The sequence below is a fragment of the Clostridium sp. genome (assembly GCF_017888565.1).
GTDB lineage: Bacteria > Bacillota > Clostridia > Clostridiales > Clostridiaceae > Clostridium.
On the sequence record NZ_JAGHFX010000058.1, the window covers coordinates 295,588 to 315,972 of the forward strand.

Below are 20,385 nucleotides of genomic sequence, written 5' to 3' on the forward strand. Positions count from 1 at the left end.
TATTTAAATGTGTTAAAATATAGAGTATGAGATAAAATATGTAAAAATTATTTGTTGTAATTTACTTTTATAGTAGTATATTTTATTTGAATAAGTAAAAAAACAATATAAGAATGGAGAGTGAAGCTATGAAAAGAGTAGAAGAAAGATTTTTAGAATATGTAAAAATAAATACAAAATCAGATGAAACAACTAGAGTAACTCCAAGTACAAAGGGACAATTAAATTTAGCAGAAAAGTTATGTAATGAGCTAAAAGAAATAGGGTTAAAAGATGCAAAGATAAGTGAGCATGGATATGTTTATGCAACACTAGAAAAAAATTGTAATAAGGACTTACCAGTTATAGGTTTTATAGCTCATATGGATACAGCTCCAGATTATAGTGGAGAAAATGTAAATCCTAAAATTATAGAAAACTATGATGGTGAAGACATTAAGCTAAATGATTCAGTAGTATTATCTCCAAAATTTTCACCTGAATTAAAACAATATGTAGGAAAAACATTAATTACTACAGATGGAACTACACTTTTAGGTGCTGATGATAAAGCAGGGCTTGCAGAAATTATGACTGCTATGGAATACTTAGTAAACCATCCAGAGATTGAACATGGAACTATAAAAGTAGGTTTTACACCTGATGAGGAAATCGGAGAAGGTGCAGATCATTTTGATGTTGAAGAATTTGGTGCAGATTTTGCTTATACAATGGATGGGGGAAGAATTGGAGAACTTGAATATGAAAACTTTAATGCTGCAGGAGTAAAAGTTCAAATAAAAGGAGTTAATGTTCATCCAGGTTATGCTAAAAATAAGATGTTAAATTCAATAATGGTTGCTAACGAGTTTATAAATAGTCTTCCTTTAGATGAAGTTCCAGAAAAAACTGATAAATATGAAGGTTTTTCACATCTTACAGACATAGAAGGAACTGTTGAAAATACATCATTAAATTATATTGTAAGAGATTTCTTTGCAGATTCTTTTGAAGCAAGAAAAGAAAAGTTTAAAGCTATAGAAAAAGAATTAAATGACAAATATGGAGAAGGAACTGTAGTTGTAAATATAAAGGATCAATATAAGAATATGAAAGAAAAAATTGAGCCTGTTATGCATATAGTAGAAAATGCAAAAGAAGCAATGATAGAAGCTGATGTGGTTCCAAATGTTAGACCTATAAGAGGAGGAACTGATGGGGCAAGACTTTCATTTATGGGATTACCAACTCCAAATATATTTGCGGGTGGTGAAAACTTCCATGGAAAGTATGAGTATGTGCCAATAGAATCTATGGAAAAAGCTGTTGAAGTTATAATTAATATAATAAAAAGATATAGCAAATAATTAAGATTTAGAAGCTGAAATTTTAAGTATTATTAAAGATAAAAATATAATAATTAAGTTTTTAATAGTAAATTAAAAGTATAGTTACTGAATAATAAAAATAAATAAAAACAAAAATTACTACAAGTTTTTAATTCTTGTAGTAATTTTTTATAAGTTACTCTATTATATTAGTTATATTTTCTTCTGTATCTTTCGGATTAATGTTTGTAGAGTTAGATATTGGATTAGATTGTTTATTAACAAAGCTATTTATCACGTTTGCTAAGTCTACCCCTGTTATATCTTTTAATACTTCAAAGCCATTAGCAGTAACATCAGTAACAATTTTAGCAACTTTTGATGCTCCTTGAGATCCACCATTATCTATAACGGTTAATTTATCTATTTGTTCTAATGGACTTGCAACTTCTTTCATTACATCTGGTAATCTATTCACTACCATTTCAACTATTGCAGCTTCTCCATATTTAGCCATAGCCTCAGCCAATCTATCTTTTGCTTCAGCTTCTGCAATACCTTTGGCCTTAATGGCATCAGCTTCAGCTAACCCCTTTGCTCTTATGGCTTCTGCATCTGCTTGAGCTTGTATTTTTTTAGCATCAGCTTCAGCTATTGCTCTAACTCTTATAGCCTCAGCTTCAGCTTCGGCTTGTCTAATTGCTTGGATTTTATTAGCTTCTGCAGCAACTTCAACTTCATACTTTTTAGCATCAGCAGATTTCTTTACTTCGGCTATTAATTTCTTTTCAACAACTAGAGCTTCTTTTTCAGCAAGTTCAGCTTGCTGTTCAGCTAAGATTGAGTTGTTTTCAACTTCTTGTAATCTATAGGCTACGTCAGCATTTGCTTTTGCTTTATCTTGTTCAGCTCTAAATGCTTCTAGTTTAATTTTTTTATCTCTTTCACTTTGAGCAATTTCAGCTTCAGCTTCTAGTTTTGCTTTTTGGCCTTCTCTTGTTGCACTAGCAGTTTTAATTTCTGTATCTCTCTTTCTTTCAGCTTCAGCTATATCAGCTTCTGATTTAGCAGCTGCTATTTGTGGTTTAGCTCTATTTTCTAAATAACCACCTTGAGTACTTATTTTTAAAATTGTATAGGATATTAAGACTAGACCCATTGATCCCAATTCATTTCTTATATCATCTTCAATTCGTTGTTCAAATGAAGCTCTATCTTCATTTATTTGTTCAACAGTTAATGTAGAAATAATACCTCTTAACTTACCTTCTAATATTTGTTCAACTATAGTTTTTATTACATTTACTGTATTTTTTTCTCCACCACTACAAAATTGTTCTACTGCTTTTAATACGTTTTCGCTATCATTTTTAACTTTTACAACTGCGGTACCAACTATATTAACAAATATACCTTGTTTAGCAGGTGCTTCACTTACATCTGTTGTCATTGATATGTTTTCTAGTGAAATAGTTGAAGATGTTTCTAGTACGGGAATCATTAATCCCCCTCTTCCAAGTAAAACTCTTTTTCGAAGACCTGTAATTACCATTGCTTTATCAGCAGGTACTCTTCTCCAAAAAGATAGAAATACTATTAAAACAATAATCACAATAATTATTATTGGAAGAGCATTTAATAGTTTTTCAAGAAAAATATCCATTATTATTTCCCCCTTTATAAATTCAAAATATATCTACATTTATATTTTATCATAAAAATTTAAAAAATATGAAATATTTAGAAAAATAAGGTTAAAACATTTATATTGATAATACATTTTATGGTATAATAGGTACAAAATGTTGAAAAATATAAAATCGAATTAAAATTAATTGTATGAAATATACGAATTAAAATAAAGACCATATATTTTAATAAGACTAAATTTATTAACAATTTAAGTTTTTATATAAATTATTGATTAAACTACATTAATAATATAATTAAGGAGGAATTAAAAAGTTGGAACAGAAATTAAAAAAAAGTTTGTTAATATTGTTAATAGTTTTATTTGTTCCATTATCTTATCTTAAATTTTATACTGTACATTTATATTATAAGGAAAAGTCAAGTGTAGAAATTATTAAAACTAAGAAGATAAATTTTATAAATAACTTTTATTGTTATGATAAAAAAGAAAACTTGAATTTTTATAAATATTCTAAAGATGATATTATATATGAAGATAAAAGAGGAGGATTATTTGATACTACATATGCATATTTAATATTAATATGGTGGGGGATAGTACTTTCTATTATAGTAATTATTTTTATAAAAATAGAGAGTAAATTAATAACAATAAATACATAACTCTATAAAAATTAATGATTTTGCAAAATAGTATGTAGTTAAAATTTAACTTAAAAAATAAAGAACTATTAGTAGTAGTTTTAGGGAGAAATTATTATGAAAAAGGAGATACTTTATATTATTTTAGCTATTATTATTTCAATAAATATATGGATTTTACTATTGCTATTGAATAAGTCTTATTTATTAGATAAATTAAATGTATATTTAATATGGGTGTCTTCAATTTTATTGGGTTTAATAGCATTTATCATATCAAGAAAATATAAGATAAATAAAAAAATTGATATAGTTATATTAACTATAACTATTTTTTCTTTCATAATATTAATATATATAGGTGTAATTTTAGGAGTGATATCATCTGTATATTATTAAAAGTATTTTACACTAAGGAGGGGTACAATGGTAGGAATTATAGCTTTAATTCCTATAATATTATTTTTTATAATATTATATTTTACTATACGGTTAGTAGTGAGGCATGCTATAAAAGATAGCTTTGAGGAGTTTAATAATTCTATAAAAAAATCAGTTAAAGCGGGAATTAATGAAAATGAATGGATAAAAAAGCAATAAAAATTACAGGATTATTTAGTAAGGAGTTTTCTAAAATATTTGATAAAAAAATCTCTTAAGAAGTTTATAAAACTGTGGCAAAAAAATATATATTGAATATAAGTAGAAGAAAATGCTATATTTTAGGAGAGGATTATGATAAATATTTTAGTATTAGTAGCATTAATTTTGGGATTTATATTAATTAAATGTGGAAGAAAAAGTATGAAGAAGTTAATTACTTACTTAGGCTTAATAATAGTAATTGCTTCTGCCATTTATATAATGCAAGAGTTTTTCAGTAATCTTATATATGATGTTACTAGTGTGCTAGAAGAAATTTAAGTAGTATTTATAATAAATTGAATCAAATTATAGGAGGTAGGTAGGGTATGAAGATAGACTTACGATTGTTAGATATATCAGATAAAGAGGAGTATTGGAAGCTAGGATTTGAAAATCCAGATAAAGAAATGTTTTATTATACTGGAACTACAAAATATCCTACAAAAGAAGAAATAGATGTATTTATTCAAAAATCAATAAGTAGCAAAGAAAGAAGGCATTTCTTAATATGTAATAATGATACAATTATTGGGGAAGTTGTACTTATGGATATAGATGATGATTATAAATCATGTAGTTTTAGAATAGCAATATTTAATAAAAATAACTTTAATAAGGGGATTGGACTAAAAGCTACTAATAAAGCTTTACAGATTGCATTTACAGAATTAAATTTACATAGAGTTGAATTAGAAGTTTATGATTATAACCCACGTGCAAAGGCTATGTATGAAAAGGTAGGATTTAATTTAGAAGGAACAAAAAGAGATGCTATTTATATAAATAATGAATTTCATGATGTGTATATTATGAGTATATTAGAAAAAGAATTTAGAGATATTTATAATTAATATTTTTTTTATTATAAATTATTGAACTTATAGAGGTGTGTAAATTGAAAAAGATTGAAGTGTTTCTAACAAAATTAAGTAAATTTATTGATTTAATTAAAGCTAAGAATATGGTTATTTTTAAACAGAAAACTTATAAAGGTAAACAATATAATATTAATTATGTTTTTGAAGAAAATAAAAATTCAAAGGATCTATTAATAATATTTACAGCATGTACAAAAGTTGGGCAAAAAGCAAGATATAATTATGTTAAAACTGTGGAAGATTTTAAGTGTAATAAGCTTTTCATTTTAGATGATTTTGGCTTTGACTCTAGAGGCGCATACTATTTAGGAAAAAATAAAGATTTTGCAATAGAAAAGGATGTGAATTCTTTAATAAATGAGATAACAAAGGAAGTAGAAGCAAAAAAAGTTATTTTTATGGGATCTAGTAAAGGTGGATATTCGGCTTTATATTTCGGATTGCATAGAAAAGATAGTATAATTATTGCGGGAGCACCGCAGTATAGGTTAGGTAGTTATTTAAATTTACCAGGACATAAGAAAATTCTTGAATATATAATGGGAGATACTAGCATAGAATCTATAGAAATTTTAGATAGCTTAATGCAAAATGTTATAGAATCTAATAAGGAAAATAATAGTTCTATATATCTTCACTATTCAAATAATGAAGAAACTTATGAGTCAGATATAAAGCCTTTAATTGAGGAAATAAATAAATATAATTTTAATAAATATTATGATGTACATGACTATGAAAATCATGCAGATTTAACAAGGTATTTTCCGAGTTTTGTTAAAGATATACTTAAAAAGTATTTATAAATACTCTGAGAGTAGGTTGTATTGAGGAGGATATTAACTTGAATAATAAAAATATCATAAAGGAAATTAGAGGCGGAATTTTAACTATATTAGGAAGTATAATATTAGTAGCATTAGTAAATACAGAAGTATTAGCTAGTGCTAAAGTCCAGCAAGAATCAATGGAGAACACATTATATAATGATGAAAAACTTATAGTTGATAAAATTAGCTACAATTTTACTACAGCTAAAAGAGGAGATATTATAATATTTTTTGATAATGAAGAGAAAGGTACTGTGTTTGAAGAAATTTATAAATATTTAAAAGAAATAGCTTCAATATCATATAATACTGACACTAGAACTAGACTAGTTAAAAGAGTAATAGGTGTTCCAGGAGATGAAATAGATATAAAGGATGGGTATGTATATTTAAATGGTAATATGCTAGAGGAAACCTATGTTAAGGGTAATACATATATAAGAGATATGGATTTTCCAATTAAGGTAGAAGAAGATACTTTATTTGTGCTTGGAGATAATAGAGAAAAAAGCAGAGATAGTAGGGATTTTGGACTTATTAACATTAATCAAGTTGAAGGAAAAGCAGTGTTTAGGTTATCACCATTTAGTAAATTTGGAGTTATAGAATAAAATTAGGATATATATTAAATTTAAAGATATTTTTGAACTAAATAATTAATCTTAGGAAGTGGATAGTATATTATATTATTCACTTTTTAATTATTACGAATATATTATAATTGCCAAAGTATGTTTTAGTTATAAACACATTTAGTTATAATTAAAAGGACTATAGGTATTTAGACAATCTTAGTAGTATCATCAAAATTTATAAATTAATAAAATATTCAATAATAAAGTTAGAGTTGATGATAAATTATTTTAAAATATACATTTAAAAATAAAATTAAAGGATGTGATATAAGTTGGATACACAAATTATAATTGTTTTAGTATTAAACTTTATAATTTCATTAATTGGAACATTAGCATATTCAGTTAGATTAGTAGGGGTTAGAACAGGAAAAATAGCTGTTACATTTGCAGTATTTAATGTATTAATGCTTGTTTCAAGAACTGCACTAACATTCCAAACTCCTTTATTAACAAAATTTGTAGAAAGCGATCCAAGTAGTGGAGCTTTACTTAATATATTTAATTTAATAATTATAATTTCAGGTATAGCATCTATAGTGGGAGCCTTTTTAATACCAACATTTCAGCAAATGTTTAGTAAGGCTGTAAATCACTTTTCAATAGAAAGGTCAATTCCTAGACTTATTATACATAGTTTTTCAAAAAGTGGTGTGAAATATATGAGAGATAGTATAGCAATTCCCGTAAAAGAAAGTTTAACAAGTATAAATTATAGAAGACTTCCTAAAAAAATATTATTTTATAATTTTATTTCTGTAGCTATTATTACGGCAGGAGCCTTTGCACCAATATATGCAGCAAGCATAGCTCCAGACCTTAGAATGACTTGTTTATCTTTATCACCAGTAATTAATGGAACAGCAACAATACTGACATCAATTTTTATTGATCCTTATTTATCTATTATGACTGATGATGTAGTAGATGGTAAATGTAGTGAAGAAGATTTTAGGGCTTGTGTTATAGCTATGGTAGGAAGTAAAGTGGTAGGTACTTTTATGGCATTGATACTATTTATACCAGCGTCATATTTGATTGCTTTTATAGCTAATTTTATATAATTAATATATTAAGGTGTAAAATGAAAATTACATTTAAAGCAATAAAGCAAAATAAGAAAGATAGGTGCTAATCTTTCTTATTTTACTTTATCATTAAATAATATTTTTATTAAATTTGTTTTTCAAATATTAATTCAAAATGAGTAGCAGATTCATAAACACAAGTTGGGTGGGTAAGGATTTGTACTAGCCGCCATCTTTATTTTGCATGCACAGTTATTATTTCGTGATAGTCTTGGCTGGGTTTTGATTCTATAAAACCTTTTAATTCTAGTCTTATAAATTTGTACTCATACATATAAACTAACCTCCATAAATATGCTTTAATTTATTTTAATTATTTTATATCCCGTTAGGTATATTAATTGTTGTTAATAAAAAAGTAAATTAAGAAATTGTTAAAGAAATTAGATACTAGAAAGATAGCATTTATACAAGAATATCTAGGGGAAAGAAGAAAATTAGGAATAAAGTAGGGGATAAAAATGAGTAATAAAGAAGTGTTTTAAATTTAAAATGCTATTGAATATTCAAAGGAATTAGCAGTATAAATATAACAACATTTAGTATTATATTAATAATTATAATATTTTATTATTTTCACAAAGTTATATAAAATAACTAAATAAATAACCTTATATGATATAATACGATATAACTTATACTATAGTAATTTGTAGAGTATATTTCAAATTCTATATGATATATATAAATTAATATATAGACTTTAGTTTGCAAATTTTCTTTTAAATATTAATGTTCTTTATTTAAGTAATATAAATCTAGGAGGATGATGTTATGAGTAGAAAAGTTGTATTATATATTGCTGTAAGTTTAGATGGATATATAGCACGAGAAAATGGAGATGTAGATTGGTTAGTTGGTGATGGAAGTAATCCAAATGTTAATAATGGATATGAAAAATTTTATAGTAATATTGATACAGTAATTATGGGAAAGTCAACTTATGATCAAGTTATAGGATGGGGAGAATATCCATATAAAGATGCTAAAGGTTATGTTTATACTAGAAAGAATATAGAAAAAAATCAATATGTGGAATTCATAAATGAAGATCCTAAAAAACTTATTAAGAGGCTAAAGGAAAGAGAAGGTAAAGATATATGGGTTGTAGGTGGAGCTGAAATAGTAGACTTATTTTTAAAAGTTGATTTAATAGATGAATATATTATTGCTACTATACCTACTATCTTAGGAAATGGAATTCCTTTATTTAAAAAAAACACCCCAGAAATAAAATTGAAGCTAATGGAAAGCTCTATTTTCGATGGAATAGTTCAAAATCATTATATAAAAAAATAATGACATATATATTATTTTAATCTTTTATGTATATATAGATGGACCTAACTTTAAATATTTATATGATGAGAGGAAAGTTGAAATTTTATATAAAAAATTATTGGAGCATATGATAAAAAGCTAAATAGTATTTATGTCGCTTGTTTTTAATAAAAATTATAATTATTCTATAAATTTTAGAGGAATACTGATAATTAAAAAATAAGAAAGATAACTATATATGCTGGTGATCAAGGGAAAGCAAAGGAGTGTTGGAGAAGTGATTAAAATTCCATACAGTTTTATGTTTACTTCCTTTGATGAGGATGGAAATCATTATCTAGTTAGAGAGGATTAATTAATATAAATAGGATTCTATTAAATTTATATAGATTTAGTAGAACCCTATTTATATTTAGAAATAATTAGAAATAAATAGGTTTCATTAAATACTTTATTATTAGACCTGTAAATAAAGTGAATAAATGCAATATTTAGAAAATTAGTATATAATATTAATAAATAAAGGGAGGGATTTAAAATGAAAAATGCAGAATATTACATAAAAAATCTAGAAATGCTACCACATGTAGAAGGTGGATACTTCAAAGAATCATTTTTATCTGAAGAGAAGGTAAGAGAAAAGAAAAATTTGTGGAGTAGTATATATTTTCTTTTAAGAACAGGCGAAGTATCAAATTTTCATAGATTAAAATCTGATGAATTATGGTATTACCATGATGGAGAAGCACTTACAATTTATATGATAAGTCCACAGGGGGAACTTATAAGTAAGCAACTTGGTATAAATATAGAAAGTGGAGAAATTCCACAAGTCTTAGTACCAAAAGGATATATATTTGGTTCAGCCATGAATAATGAGGGCTTTTCTTTAGTTGGATGTATGGTTGCTCCAGCATTTGAATATGAAGAGTTTGAATTATTTGAAAGGGAATATCTTTTAAAACTATATCCAGAGCATAAGGATGTGATAATAAAACTTACTAGAGAGAAGAATAATTAGTTTAAATAATTTAGCATCTATATATATGAATAAAATGTAATCATGTGATATAATATTTTCCGGGGTTTACGAAATTTGGAGAAGTGAGAAGTATGAGTAATAAAAAACTCGTTTATTTTATTGGACCTATAATTATAGTATCTGGAATAGTAATAACGATAAATAGATTTCTAGACAAGTTTTATTTTGAAAATAATGAAAACTGTATATATAATGATAATTCAAAGATAGTATCAATAAATGATAATCACTCTTATTTAGAAAAAAAGGGTATAAATGAAAATTCCAGTACAGATATAACTTTCAAGTTTACAGGAATGGATACTATTTGGCAGGTTATGTCAGGCAATGACACAGAAATTACTATAAAATACAGTTCTAATATTGAATCAGGAAAGTTTAAAGTAGTTTTGATAGATCCAAATAACAATATTATAAATATTTTAGAGCAGACTCAATTAGGAGAAGGTAAATATACTATAAAGAAAGGGACTAGTAGAATAAAAATAGTTGGAAGTGAAACAACTGGGAATTTAGAAATGGATATAAGTATAAGGGAAGATGAAAATAGAGTAGATATAGTGCCTATAAATAGGTAAGTAAAATAATTATAATAAATAATTTAAAAGGCAAAATGTTAGGTTAAACTAGCATTTTGCCTTCAGCTTTATAATTTAAATAAATGCTTTATAAATTGAGTTAATTCCCTTTTCAAAATCGTCATTTTCTATTCCTATAAGGATATTAATTTCACTAGAACCTTGATCAATCATTCTTATATTAATATTAGAATCACATAAAGATGAAAAGATTTTAGCTGCAATTCCTTTGTTTGAAGACATTCCATTGCCAACTGTCGCAATAAGAGCCATATTAGGATGTACTACAATTGAATCTGGATTGCATACTCTTTTAATTTCATCAACTAAAATATCTATTTTATTATTAAGCTGTGAATCTGATATAACAACACAAACAGTATCTATACCAGAAGGCATGTTTTCAAAGGAAATACAGTTTTGTTCTAGGATTGATAGAACCTTTCTGCAAAATCCAAGCTCCGAATTCATCATTGCTTTTTCAATAGAAATTACTGTAAAATCTTTTTTACCAGCAATTCCCTTTATAGGATTATTATAATCAGGTTCCATATCCTTGACAATCAGTGTTCCTGGATCTGATGGAATATTAGTATTTTTTATATTAATGGGTATCCCAGCGTTTTTTACAGGAAAAACAGATTCTTCATGCAAGACAGATGCTCCCATATAAGAAAGTTCTCTTAATTCCCTATAAGTAATTTTACTGATTTGCATGGGATTTTTGACTATTTTAGGATCAGCCATTAAGAAGCCAGATACGTCTGTCCAATTTTCATACAAATCAGCATTTATGCTTGCAGCAACTAAGGAACCTGTAATATCAGAGCCTCCTCTAGAAAACGTAACTATATTCCCAAGAGGATCACATCCATAAAACCCTGGAATTACAGCTTTTTCATAATTAGAAAGTGTATTTTTTAATGCTTTATATGTAGCTTCGGTATCTAAGCTTCCATACTTATTAAATATAATGACATCTTTAGCATCTATAAACTTAAAATCTAAATAATTTGCAAGAATAATACCATTTAGATATTCGCCCCTACTTGCAGCATATTCTTTAGATGCTCCATTTTCTATATCCTTTTTTATTTCATTTAAATAATTGTCTATATCTAATGAAAGGTCAAGCTCATAGACTATAGCTTTATATCTATTAGATATTAGATTAAATACATCATCTAGTGGAATACTAGATTCAATGTGTGCTTGACAAAGATATAAAAGGTCTGTAATTTTAAAATCTTTGGAGTTCCTCTTTCCTGGTGCAGAAGGTATAACAAACTTTCTTCTATTATCAGATAAAAGAATATCCTTTACCTTTTTAAATTGATTACCATCAGCCAGAGAACTTCCCCCAAACTTAGAAACTATAATACTCATATTTTGCCCCCTTATAAAAAGTATTTACTATATATTAACAGTAATTTAAAAAAATCTCAAATTAAAAATTATTAAATTATCAGAGTATGTTTATTTTTTTTAGGAATAATAAAATTATAAAATATAAGTAGGTGAAAATATGAAAAAGAAATTTATAATTATATATTGTATAGTACTTTTATTTGCCTTAATAGAATATAAACCACAAGCAATGGTTATGGAAGACAGTACATACATAAATAATGCTAAACGAGATTTATTAGTTTTAATGCTAGCTTATCCAGAAGAAATAAAAGATATAGAAGTATCTGAAGATGAACAAATATATTTGGTATTAAGTAACAATAAAAAGATTTTGTATGATGATAAAAAAGAAAAAAGTAAAGATATGAAAACAGCAAATGCTGATTTGCAAGATACGCTAGAGGATATATATCCATTAGAGAGTATAAGTATGGTTGTAGATGGAATTGATCCTGGTAGAGGTAGAGCATATTCTTTTCTTAACAGTATTTATGGAAGTAATCAAAATCAAATAGAAAAGAATTTATCTTCTTTTTCAACATCTTGTGGTAATGTAATGTTCAATAAAAATGCTAAAGCAGGTGAATCTTTAAAGAAAGCTTTAAATGAGGCAAGAGAAATAGCTAAAACAGATAATAAAATCAATAGTTACATTTTCCCTATAAGCGGAGGGTATAATTATAGGGTTATACAAGATACTGGAAGGCTTAGTCCACATGCTTATGGAATAGCTATAGATTTAAGTAGAAATGATGCAGATTATTGGAAATGGGTTGATAAAACTAAAGGAAGCAAGAGAATAGAAGGCTATCCTAAGGAATTAGTTAGAGTATTTGAAGAAAATGGCTTTGTATGGGGAGGAAAATGGGAGCATTTTGATATTTTACATTTTGAGTACAGACCAGAAATAATATTAAAAAGTAAATATTTTGGTGAATCAATAAAGAAAAATAACGATAAATGGTATGAAGGTGTACCTATAAATGATGAAACACAAAATAAAATAAATTTCATTGATGAGAAATTATGAATTTGAAGCTATGCTATATAAACATTAATGTTTAAATAGCATAGTTTTTAAATTTTTGTTTTCATATAAAATGTTAATCATAGTATTAATGGTATCTAGAGGGGAATATTTTAAAATTATTGAATATATAAAGTGTAAAATTATATGTTAATTAAAAAAATATCAATTATATCCATAAAACAAAGGTAAGTTTGAGATAAGTGAAAATTTATAGGAATTGTTTAAGAAAACGAGAAGTTGTAAAAATGCAATGAAAAATGTTTTATTGTATAATTAAAAAATGAGTTTCTAAAAGAAGATAAATATAAAAGTTTTAAAACTTTTAAAGGGGAGTAGATGGGCTAAATGAAAGTTATTAAAAGAGATGGAAGTATAGTTGAATTTGATAAGGTGAAAATAAGAGATGCGATTTCTAAAGCAATGAAAAATGGAAGTGGCATTTATTTAGCAGATATAGCAAAGCTTATAGCAAATGATGCTGAGAAATATTTTTCAAAACAAGGGGATACTCCAACTATACATAAAATCGAATCTTATGTTTACGATAGACTTGTTCACTATGGACAAATCGTAACAGCTAAGTCCTATGAAGGATATAGAGCAGTACAAGAATTTAAGAGAAACACAAATACAACAGATGAAAGTATTCTAAGTCTTTTAAATAAAACTAATGAAGATGTTATAAAGGAGAATTCAAATAAAAATTCAGTTATAGCAGCAACACAAAGAGATTTAATTGCTGGAGAAGTTTCTAAAGATATATCTAGAAGAAGACTTATTCCAACCCATATAGTTCAAGCACACGATGAAGGAGTAATACATTGGCATGATATGGATTATACTCTTTCGAATATATTTAATTGTTGTTTAATTAATTTGGAAGATATGCTAAATAATGGAACAGTTATAAATGATAAGCTTGTAGAAACGCCTAAATCTTTTAGTACAGCATGTACTGTTACTACTCAAATAATGGCTCAAGTTGCAAGTAATCAGTATGGTGGACAAAGTATAACAATAAGACATCTTGCTAAATTTTTACGAGTAACTGAAGAAAAAACTTATAAGATTTATTTAGAAAAATATAATAATGAAGAACTTGCAAGAGAATTAGCTAAAGATATGAAGCTTAAGGAGCTAAGAGACGGAGTTCAAACTATAAGATATCAATTATCAACATTACAAACTACAAATGGTCAAGCTCCATTTAGTACAATTTACCTAGAGATTGAGGAAGGTAACGAGTATGAAGAAGAAATGGCCTTAATTTGTGAAGAAATGATAAAACAAAGATTAGAAGGTATGAAAAATTATAAGGGGCAAGAAATAGGAGAAGCTTTCCCAAAACTTGTTTATCTATTAGATGATCACAATTGCCTTGAAGGTGGCAAATATGATTATATAACTAAATTAGCTGCAAAATGTACAGCAAGAAGATTAGTTCCAGACTATCAATCAGCAAAGATGATGAGAATGAATTATGAAGGAAATACTTTTCCACCAATGGGATGTAGATCACATCTTTCACCATGGAAGGATGCAGACGGTAATTATAAATGGTATGGAAGATTCAATCAAGGGGTAGTTAGTTTAAACTTACCTCAAATAGGTATAATTGCTGATGGAGATATGGAATTATTCTGGGATATGTTAAATCAAAGATTAGAGCTTTGTAAAGAATCTCTTTTAACAAGGCATAATATGCTTCTTGGAACACTTTCAGATGTTTCTCCTATACATTGGCAGCATGGTGCAATAGCAAGGTTAGAAAAAGAAGAAAAAATAGATAAGCTATTAAAAGATGGATATTCAACATTGTCATTAGGTTATGTAGGAATACATGAAATGGTTCAATCAATGCTTGGAGCAAGTCATACAAGTGAAGAGGGAGAAAAATTTGCTTTAGCTGTAATGAATCATATGAATGAAGCATGCCAAAAGTGGAAAGAAGAAACTGGGTTAGGATTTAGTTTATATGGTACTCCAGCAGAAAATTTAATATACAGATTTTGTAAGCTGGATAGAAACAGATTTGGAGTTATTCCTAATGTAACAGATAAGTTATATTATACTAATTCCTATCATGTTCATGTTTGCGAAGAAATAGATGCGTTTAGTAAATTAAAATTTGAATCTCAATTTCATAACATAAGCTTAGGGGGATGTATTTCTTATATAGAAGTTCCTGATATGAGCAAAAACTTAGATGCAATTGAGCAAATTATAAACTTTATATATCATAATATACAGTATGCAGAAATAAATACTAAACCAGATATCTGTTATAAGTGTGGATATACTGGTGAGATTAAATTAGATGATAATTTAGAATGGTTCTGTCCATCCTGCGGAAATAAAGAAGAAACGGAAATGCAAGTAATGAGAAGAACATGCGGTTATATAGGAACTAATTATTGGAATAAAGGTAGAACTGCTGAAATTGGGGATAGAGTATTACATTTATAAGGAAGGTTTTTTAAATGAATTATTCTAAAATAAGAGAATTTGATGTTAGTAATGGACCAGGTATAAGAACTACATTATTTGTGAGTGGATGTACTAATAATTGTGAGGGGTGTTTTAATAAAGATTTACAAGATTTCAATTATGGTGATAAATGGACAAAGGAAACAGAAGAAGAATTTATAAGGTATGTTAAAAATCCTAATGTAAAGGGAGTTAATATTTTAGGTGGAGAACCTATGGATCAAATACATGACAAGGACTTGTTTAATTTATTAAGAAGAATAAAAAAAGAAACTAAAAAAAATATTTGGTTGTGGTCAGGATATTTATATGAAAATATAATAAAAAATGAAGATAGAGCATCTATATTGTCTTTAGTAGATGTGCTTATTGATGGTAGATTTGAAATGGATAAAAGAAATATATCTTTAAAATATAGAGGATCAGCTAATCAAAGGGTAATAGATGTTTCAAAAAGCCTTGAAAAAAATGAAATAGTAGAGATGAAATTATAAGTATTAATATTAAAGAAGCGCTTAGTAAGTAAATTACTTACTAAGTGCTTTTCTTATTTTCTATAAAGTATTTTGACAATTATTATAAAGTTTTGACAATATTAAAGGAATATTTTGACTGTAATGAGATTATAATGGATAATTAAATTGTATATAATTTTAATTATAAGCGGGGTGGATATATGATTAAAAATTTAAAAGTTAGAGTAAAAATATTTATCCTAACAACGACTTTAACTTTAATGATGCTTATTATAGGGGGGATAGGAATATTCCAACTTAATAAAGCTGATGATAGAATGCAAAAGATGTATAATGAAAATTTTTCATCTGTATTGAGCTTGAATAATAGCATAAATGAAGAACGTAGTATTGAAACAAGTATTTATAAAATTATTTTAAATGTTGGTGATAAGAATTTTCAAGAAGAGGAAAAAGAGAAAGTAGTTAAGAGTAAAGAAAACTTTGATAAAAATTTTAGCAATTATAAAAATATATATATTGATGATCATACAAGTAAATCAATAATAGGAATTGAAACTAAATTGAAATCTTATAGAGAAAAGCAAAATGAAATCATTAATTTAGCTATTTTAGGAAATGGAGCTGAGGCTAAAAAGCAACTTGAATTAGTTGAACTTGATTTTGGTGAAGGGTTTAGATACGAATTAAACAAGCTTGCTAATTACAGTAATACTATAGCAGAAAGTATAAAGATTGAAAATGAGCTAGCTATAAAAAAATTAATTACATTACTGTTTATAAGCATAATATTAGTATTAATTACTGGAATTATTGCATCTATAGTTATAACAAGGAATATAGTTATACCTTTGAGGATAGCGGTAAATGAAATGGAGATAATTTCAAAGGGAGATTTCTCAAGAGAAATAGATAAGAAAGCTTTAAATAGAAAAGATGAACTTGGTATTATACTAAAGTATATAACTATAATTCAAAATTCACTTAGTAGTTTATTAAAAAATGTTAAAGTAGAATCAAAAAATACAGAGTCTTCTATTATGAATATTAATTCAAATATATATGATTTAAATATTAGCTTAGAAAATATGGAAGCAACTTCGGAAGAAGTAACAGCAATTATGGAAGAAACATCTGCATCAACTCAAGAAATAGAACATTCAATTCAAGCTATAGAAATATCTGCCGAATCAATTGCAAATAAAGCAAAAGATGGATCAAAAATTGCAGGTGAAATAAGCAATAGAGCATTAGATAATAAAAATTCTGTTAATTTAGGGCTTAAGAATACAAATGAAGTTCTAGAAAGCACAAAAATAACATTAAGAGATGCTATAGAACAAACTAAAGTAATTAACAAGATATATAAATTATCAGAAATAATTATAGAGATTACAGAGCAAACTAATCTTCTAGCTTTAAATGCATCAATAGAAGCTGCAAGAGCAGGAGAGTCAGGAAGAGGATTTGCAGTGGTAGCTGAGGAAATAAGAATACTTGCAGAAGCTTCAAAAGAGTCTGTTATAAAGATAAAGGAAGCAGGAAATGATATATCTGCAGCAGTTAGAAGTCTTATAGATAGTTCAAATGGCTTAATTAGTTTTATGGATAATGATTTACAAAATGAATTTTCTAATATGATACGAGTAACAGAAACATATAAAGATGATGGGGTATTAGTAGATAATATAGTAAATGAGCTTGATAAAATATCTAATGATTTGTTAATATCTATTAAGGAGATCTCAGACATTATGAATGGTGTATCTAAAGCAACAATAGAAGGCAGTAGTGGAATAAATAATATTGCAAATAAAATTGTAGATGCAAGTAGTAAATCAGATAAAACTACAATTAACTCAAATAATGCCATGGAGAGTTCAAAAAAATTAATTGAATCTATAGATGTTTTTAAAATAAGAGAGTAAGTTAAATAAGGGGCTGTCTCAGAAAGCTATTTAATATAAAATTTATTCAATTTCAAGTAAGCCTTATTGTCTTAAAAAATGTAATCTCATATTTTTATAAAGGAGCTCGCGAAACGCGAGCCCTTTTATAAAAATATGAGATTACTTACTTAAAGATGTTTTTAAACTTAAATAAAAATATTGTCTATTATTTATATATGCGTAAAAAGGAAAGCTCGAATTAGAACTTCCAGTTTTATCGGCTAATATCAAAATTTATTTTATATAATCCCTTAAATACTAATTAGATTTAACATCATATTTGTAACTCAACATTATTTCTTTTTTGGAATTAGGTCCAATTATAGTTTTAAAACAAGGATTTCCATTTTTATCAGTTTCATATCTATCGGTAGCAAAATTCATTTCCCAAGGTGCAAATATAGGTTCACATATCTTTATATTAATGGCTTCATTTTTTGTATTAGTAATTATATATTGAACTTCCTTAAGGATATAATCTTTATATTTTTGATAAGTAATTATTTTTCTTTGAGAAGTAACATCAAATGCTTTTCCCATTACATAGGAAACTTCTCTATCTTTAGCAATGTCTTTTATAGAACTTCCACCTACAAACTCTAAATTACCATCAAAACGAGTATAAGAATTTATATTACCAGATGGGAGTGGGAAACCTAAATTGTTTTCAGTTGTATTTTGAAATTTAATTATTATATTAGCATTTATAGAATCATATCCAAAGTCATAGAGTTTATTATATACAATTCCATCTTTATAGAAGTTTTTTATTCTCTTTATTGTGTTGTTAAGAAAATTATATTTATCTGGTACTGTATAAATATAGTAATCAGCAATCTCTATATCAGCAATAGGAGTACTACTTTCTAATTTAGTAGATTGAATAGGAGCATTAGAAATATATAAATTTTTGTAAGCTAAATTCACATCTCCAGCAACAACCTTCAAAGTAGCATTATTATAATCTATACCAGATTTATTTATAAGGTTGAACCAAGAGTGAATTTCTAATGTTTTTTCATCTAAAATTATTGTATAACTACTAGACCATCTAATATTATCAGTTAAATAATATGCATTAATTTCTTTTGAATCAATACTATTTCCCTTAATCAATATTGAATTAGGTATTAAGTTTTCACATGTATTACATGGAGATAGATTAGAATTTTTATCATTACAGCAAAGATAGTTAAATATCATTATAAAGTCATCCATGCCTGTGATTATAACAGATGTTTCATCTATATACTTGCTTATATCAAAGTATTCAATAGAAATATAAGGATTAGCATCAGATTTATTTCTTGGAAGATCTCTAGTTTCATTTATTAAAGCTATATTATTATATACTGTTAGCGAAAGACTTGTAGTTTGTGCACTTGTGGATTTTCCGTACATTCAAACCCCTTAGAATAATTGTTATAGTATTATGATATAAAAATTTATATAATAAGTGAATAGATATTTTATATTAAAGATAAAAAATATATTATATAAGTTTATTTATTTTGTTATTTTTCGTTAGGTTAATTTAAATATTTATTTTTATATAGAAATAAAATAACCGATAAGATTTAAAGTCTTATCGGCACTTTATTAACTAATCATTTAGGATTTCTTTAACGTAATTTGGAATCATAAAAGCTCCTTTATGTAGGTCTGTGTTATAGTATTTTGTAGTTAAGCCTAATGAGTTCCAGTGATTAGCATCAAAATCCTTTAATGGATGCAGTTCTTTAGAAGCAAAGCAGAACATCCAATGTCCAGACGCATATGTAGGCATATGATATTGATATGCTTCACATATATTGAAGATTCCCCTTAGTTTACTAAATGATCTTTTCATTTCTCTTGCATTATGAGGGTAATAAGGACTTTCACATTGGTTTATGAGAATTCCTTTTTCAGTTAAAGCAGAGAAACAATCTTTATAAAATTCAGTAGTAAATAATCCTTCTCCTGGTCCTATTGGATCAGTAGAATCTACTATAATTAAATCATATACATTTTTCTTGTTTTTAACGAATTTAATTCCATCTTCAAAAAATAGATTTACTCTTTTATCATTTAGCTTATTTGATGTAAAGGGTAAAAATTCTTTTGAAGCTCTAACAACAGCTTCATCTATTTCAACCATATCTATATTTTCAACAGTCGTATATCTAGTTAATTCTCTAACAGTACCGCCATCTCCAGCGCCTATTACTAAAATATTTTTAATATTTTTATTAGTAGCCATAGCCACATGAGTTATCATTTCATGATAAATAAATTCATCTTTTTCAGTAACCATTGTCCAGTTATCAATTACAAGTACTCTTCCAAATTCATAAGTATCCAATACATCAATTTTTTGAAATGGGCTTTGCTCAGAATACAAGTGATTTTTAACCTTCATAGAAAAATTTATGTTTTGAGTTTGATTTTCAGTGTACCATAATTCCATATCCA

General features: G+C 26.5%; 21 protein-coding genes. 16 read left to right on the forward strand and 5 right to left on the reverse strand.

The window, feature by feature from the left end:
* Positions 1–113 precede the first annotated feature (113 nt).
* Positions 114–1,346 carry a peptidase T gene (pepT, locus tag J7M87_RS11950; RefSeq protein ID WP_291651274.1) on the forward strand — a complete coding sequence of 411 codons (1,233 nt, stop codon included), beginning with the start codon at positions 114–116 and terminating at the stop codon, positions 1,344–1,346.
* 157 nt (positions 1,347–1,503) lie between these two features.
* Here pepT and J7M87_RS11955 read toward each other — a convergent pair whose 3' ends face one another.
* The gene (locus J7M87_RS11955) at positions 1,504–2,970 is read right to left on the reverse strand and encodes an SPFH domain-containing protein (protein WP_291651275.1); all 1,467 of its coding nucleotides are present in this window, start codon (positions 2,968–2,970) and stop codon (positions 1,504–1,506) included.
* A gap of 302 nt (positions 2,971–3,272) precedes the next feature.
* Between J7M87_RS11955 and J7M87_RS11960 the strand changes: the two genes are divergently transcribed.
* The 8 genes from J7M87_RS11960 (at position 3,273) to J7M87_RS11995 (ending at position 7,654) form a co-directional block, all read left to right on the forward strand.
* Positions 3,273–3,623 (forward strand): hypothetical protein, encoded by a 351-nt coding sequence (locus tag J7M87_RS11960; protein ID WP_291651276.1) that lies wholly within the window; start codon positions 3,273–3,275, stop codon positions 3,621–3,623.
* Positions 3,624–3,719: 96 nt separating this feature from the next.
* On the forward strand, positions 3,720–4,001 hold the full coding sequence (locus J7M87_RS11965; protein ID WP_291651277.1) for a hypothetical protein: 282 nt from the start codon (positions 3,720–3,722) through the stop codon (positions 3,999–4,001).
* 27 nt (positions 4,002–4,028) lie between these two features.
* A complete protein-coding gene (locus tag J7M87_RS11970) occupies positions 4,029–4,202 on the forward strand; it encodes a hypothetical protein (protein ID WP_291651278.1) in 174 nt (57 codons plus the stop codon).
* A gap of 135 nt (positions 4,203–4,337) precedes the next feature.
* A complete protein-coding gene (locus J7M87_RS11975) occupies positions 4,338–4,526 on the forward strand; it encodes a hypothetical protein (protein WP_291651279.1) in 189 nt (62 codons plus the stop codon).
* Positions 4,527–4,573: 47 nt separating this feature from the next.
* On the forward strand, positions 4,574–5,098 hold the full coding sequence (locus J7M87_RS11980) for a GNAT family protein (RefSeq protein ID WP_291651280.1): 525 nt from the start codon (positions 4,574–4,576) through the stop codon (positions 5,096–5,098).
* A gap of 35 nt (positions 5,099–5,133) precedes the next feature.
* The gene (locus tag J7M87_RS11985) at positions 5,134–5,931 is read left to right on the forward strand and encodes a hypothetical protein (RefSeq protein ID WP_291651281.1); all 798 of its coding nucleotides are present in this window, start codon (positions 5,134–5,136) and stop codon (positions 5,929–5,931) included.
* Positions 5,932–5,969: 38 nt separating this feature from the next.
* Positions 5,970–6,566: a signal peptidase I gene (lepB, locus tag J7M87_RS11990; protein WP_291651282.1), complete on the forward strand. Its 597-nt coding sequence runs from the start codon at positions 5,970–5,972 to the stop codon at positions 6,564–6,566.
* A 296-nt stretch (positions 6,567–6,862) separates the two neighbouring features.
* Positions 6,863–7,654 carry a lipid II flippase Amj family protein gene (locus J7M87_RS11995; RefSeq protein WP_291651283.1) on the forward strand — a complete coding sequence of 264 codons (792 nt, stop codon included), beginning with the start codon at positions 6,863–6,865 and terminating at the stop codon, positions 7,652–7,654.
* A 199-nt stretch (positions 7,655–7,853) separates the two neighbouring features.
* On the opposite strand, the gene J7M87_RS20440 is transcribed toward J7M87_RS11995, so the two are convergent.
* A complete protein-coding gene (locus J7M87_RS20440; protein ID WP_365845443.1) occupies positions 7,854–7,952 on the reverse strand; it encodes a DUF4177 domain-containing protein in 99 nt (32 codons plus the stop codon).
* A 500-nt stretch (positions 7,953–8,452) separates the two neighbouring features.
* Between J7M87_RS20440 and J7M87_RS12000 the strand changes: the two genes are divergently transcribed.
* From J7M87_RS12000 to J7M87_RS12010, 3 genes are all read left to right on the forward strand, one after another.
* Positions 8,453–8,977: a dihydrofolate reductase family protein gene (locus tag J7M87_RS12000; RefSeq protein ID WP_291651284.1), complete on the forward strand. Its 525-nt coding sequence runs from the start codon at positions 8,453–8,455 to the stop codon at positions 8,975–8,977.
* Between the two features lie 520 nt (positions 8,978–9,497).
* Positions 9,498–9,980 (forward strand): cupin domain-containing protein, encoded by a 483-nt coding sequence (locus J7M87_RS12005; RefSeq protein ID WP_291651285.1) that lies wholly within the window; start codon positions 9,498–9,500, stop codon positions 9,978–9,980.
* 92 nt (positions 9,981–10,072) lie between these two features.
* Positions 10,073–10,579, forward strand: a complete 507-nt coding sequence (locus J7M87_RS12010) for a hypothetical protein (RefSeq protein ID WP_291651286.1) — start codon at positions 10,073–10,075, stop codon at positions 10,577–10,579.
* 75 nt (positions 10,580–10,654) lie between these two features.
* On the opposite strand, the gene J7M87_RS12015 is transcribed toward J7M87_RS12010, so the two are convergent.
* Complete coding sequence (locus J7M87_RS12015) at positions 10,655–11,965, reverse strand: aspartate kinase (protein ID WP_291651287.1); 1,311 nt, start codon at positions 11,963–11,965, stop codon at positions 10,655–10,657.
* Positions 11,966–12,104: 139 nt separating this feature from the next.
* On the opposite strand from J7M87_RS12015, the gene J7M87_RS12020 reads away from it, so the two are divergent.
* From J7M87_RS12020 to J7M87_RS12035, 4 genes are all read left to right on the forward strand, one after another.
* A complete protein-coding gene (locus J7M87_RS12020) occupies positions 12,105–13,019 on the forward strand; it encodes a M15 family metallopeptidase (RefSeq protein ID WP_291651288.1) in 915 nt (304 codons plus the stop codon).
* Positions 13,020–13,364: 345 nt separating this feature from the next.
* A complete protein-coding gene (nrdD, locus tag J7M87_RS12025; protein WP_291651289.1) occupies positions 13,365–15,485 on the forward strand; it encodes an anaerobic ribonucleoside-triphosphate reductase in 2,121 nt (706 codons plus the stop codon).
* A 14-nt stretch (positions 15,486–15,499) separates the two neighbouring features.
* On the forward strand, positions 15,500–16,000 hold the full coding sequence (nrdG, locus tag J7M87_RS12030; protein WP_291651290.1) for an anaerobic ribonucleoside-triphosphate reductase activating protein: 501 nt from the start codon (positions 15,500–15,502) through the stop codon (positions 15,998–16,000).
* Between the two features lie 182 nt (positions 16,001–16,182).
* Positions 16,183–17,910 carry a methyl-accepting chemotaxis protein gene (locus J7M87_RS12035; RefSeq protein ID WP_291651291.1) on the forward strand — a complete coding sequence of 576 codons (1,728 nt, stop codon included), beginning with the start codon at positions 16,183–16,185 and terminating at the stop codon, positions 17,908–17,910.
* Between the two features lie 279 nt (positions 17,911–18,189).
* On the opposite strand, the gene J7M87_RS12040 is transcribed toward J7M87_RS12035, so the two are convergent.
* Positions 18,190–19,332, reverse strand: a complete 1,143-nt coding sequence (locus J7M87_RS12040; RefSeq protein ID WP_291651292.1) for a hypothetical protein — start codon at positions 19,330–19,332, stop codon at positions 18,190–18,192.
* 202 nt (positions 19,333–19,534) lie between these two features.
* The gene (gene speE / locus J7M87_RS12045) at positions 19,535–20,380 is read right to left on the reverse strand and encodes a polyamine aminopropyltransferase (RefSeq protein WP_291651354.1); all 846 of its coding nucleotides are present in this window, start codon (positions 20,378–20,380) and stop codon (positions 19,535–19,537) included.
* Positions 20,381–20,385: the final 5 nt, after the last annotated feature.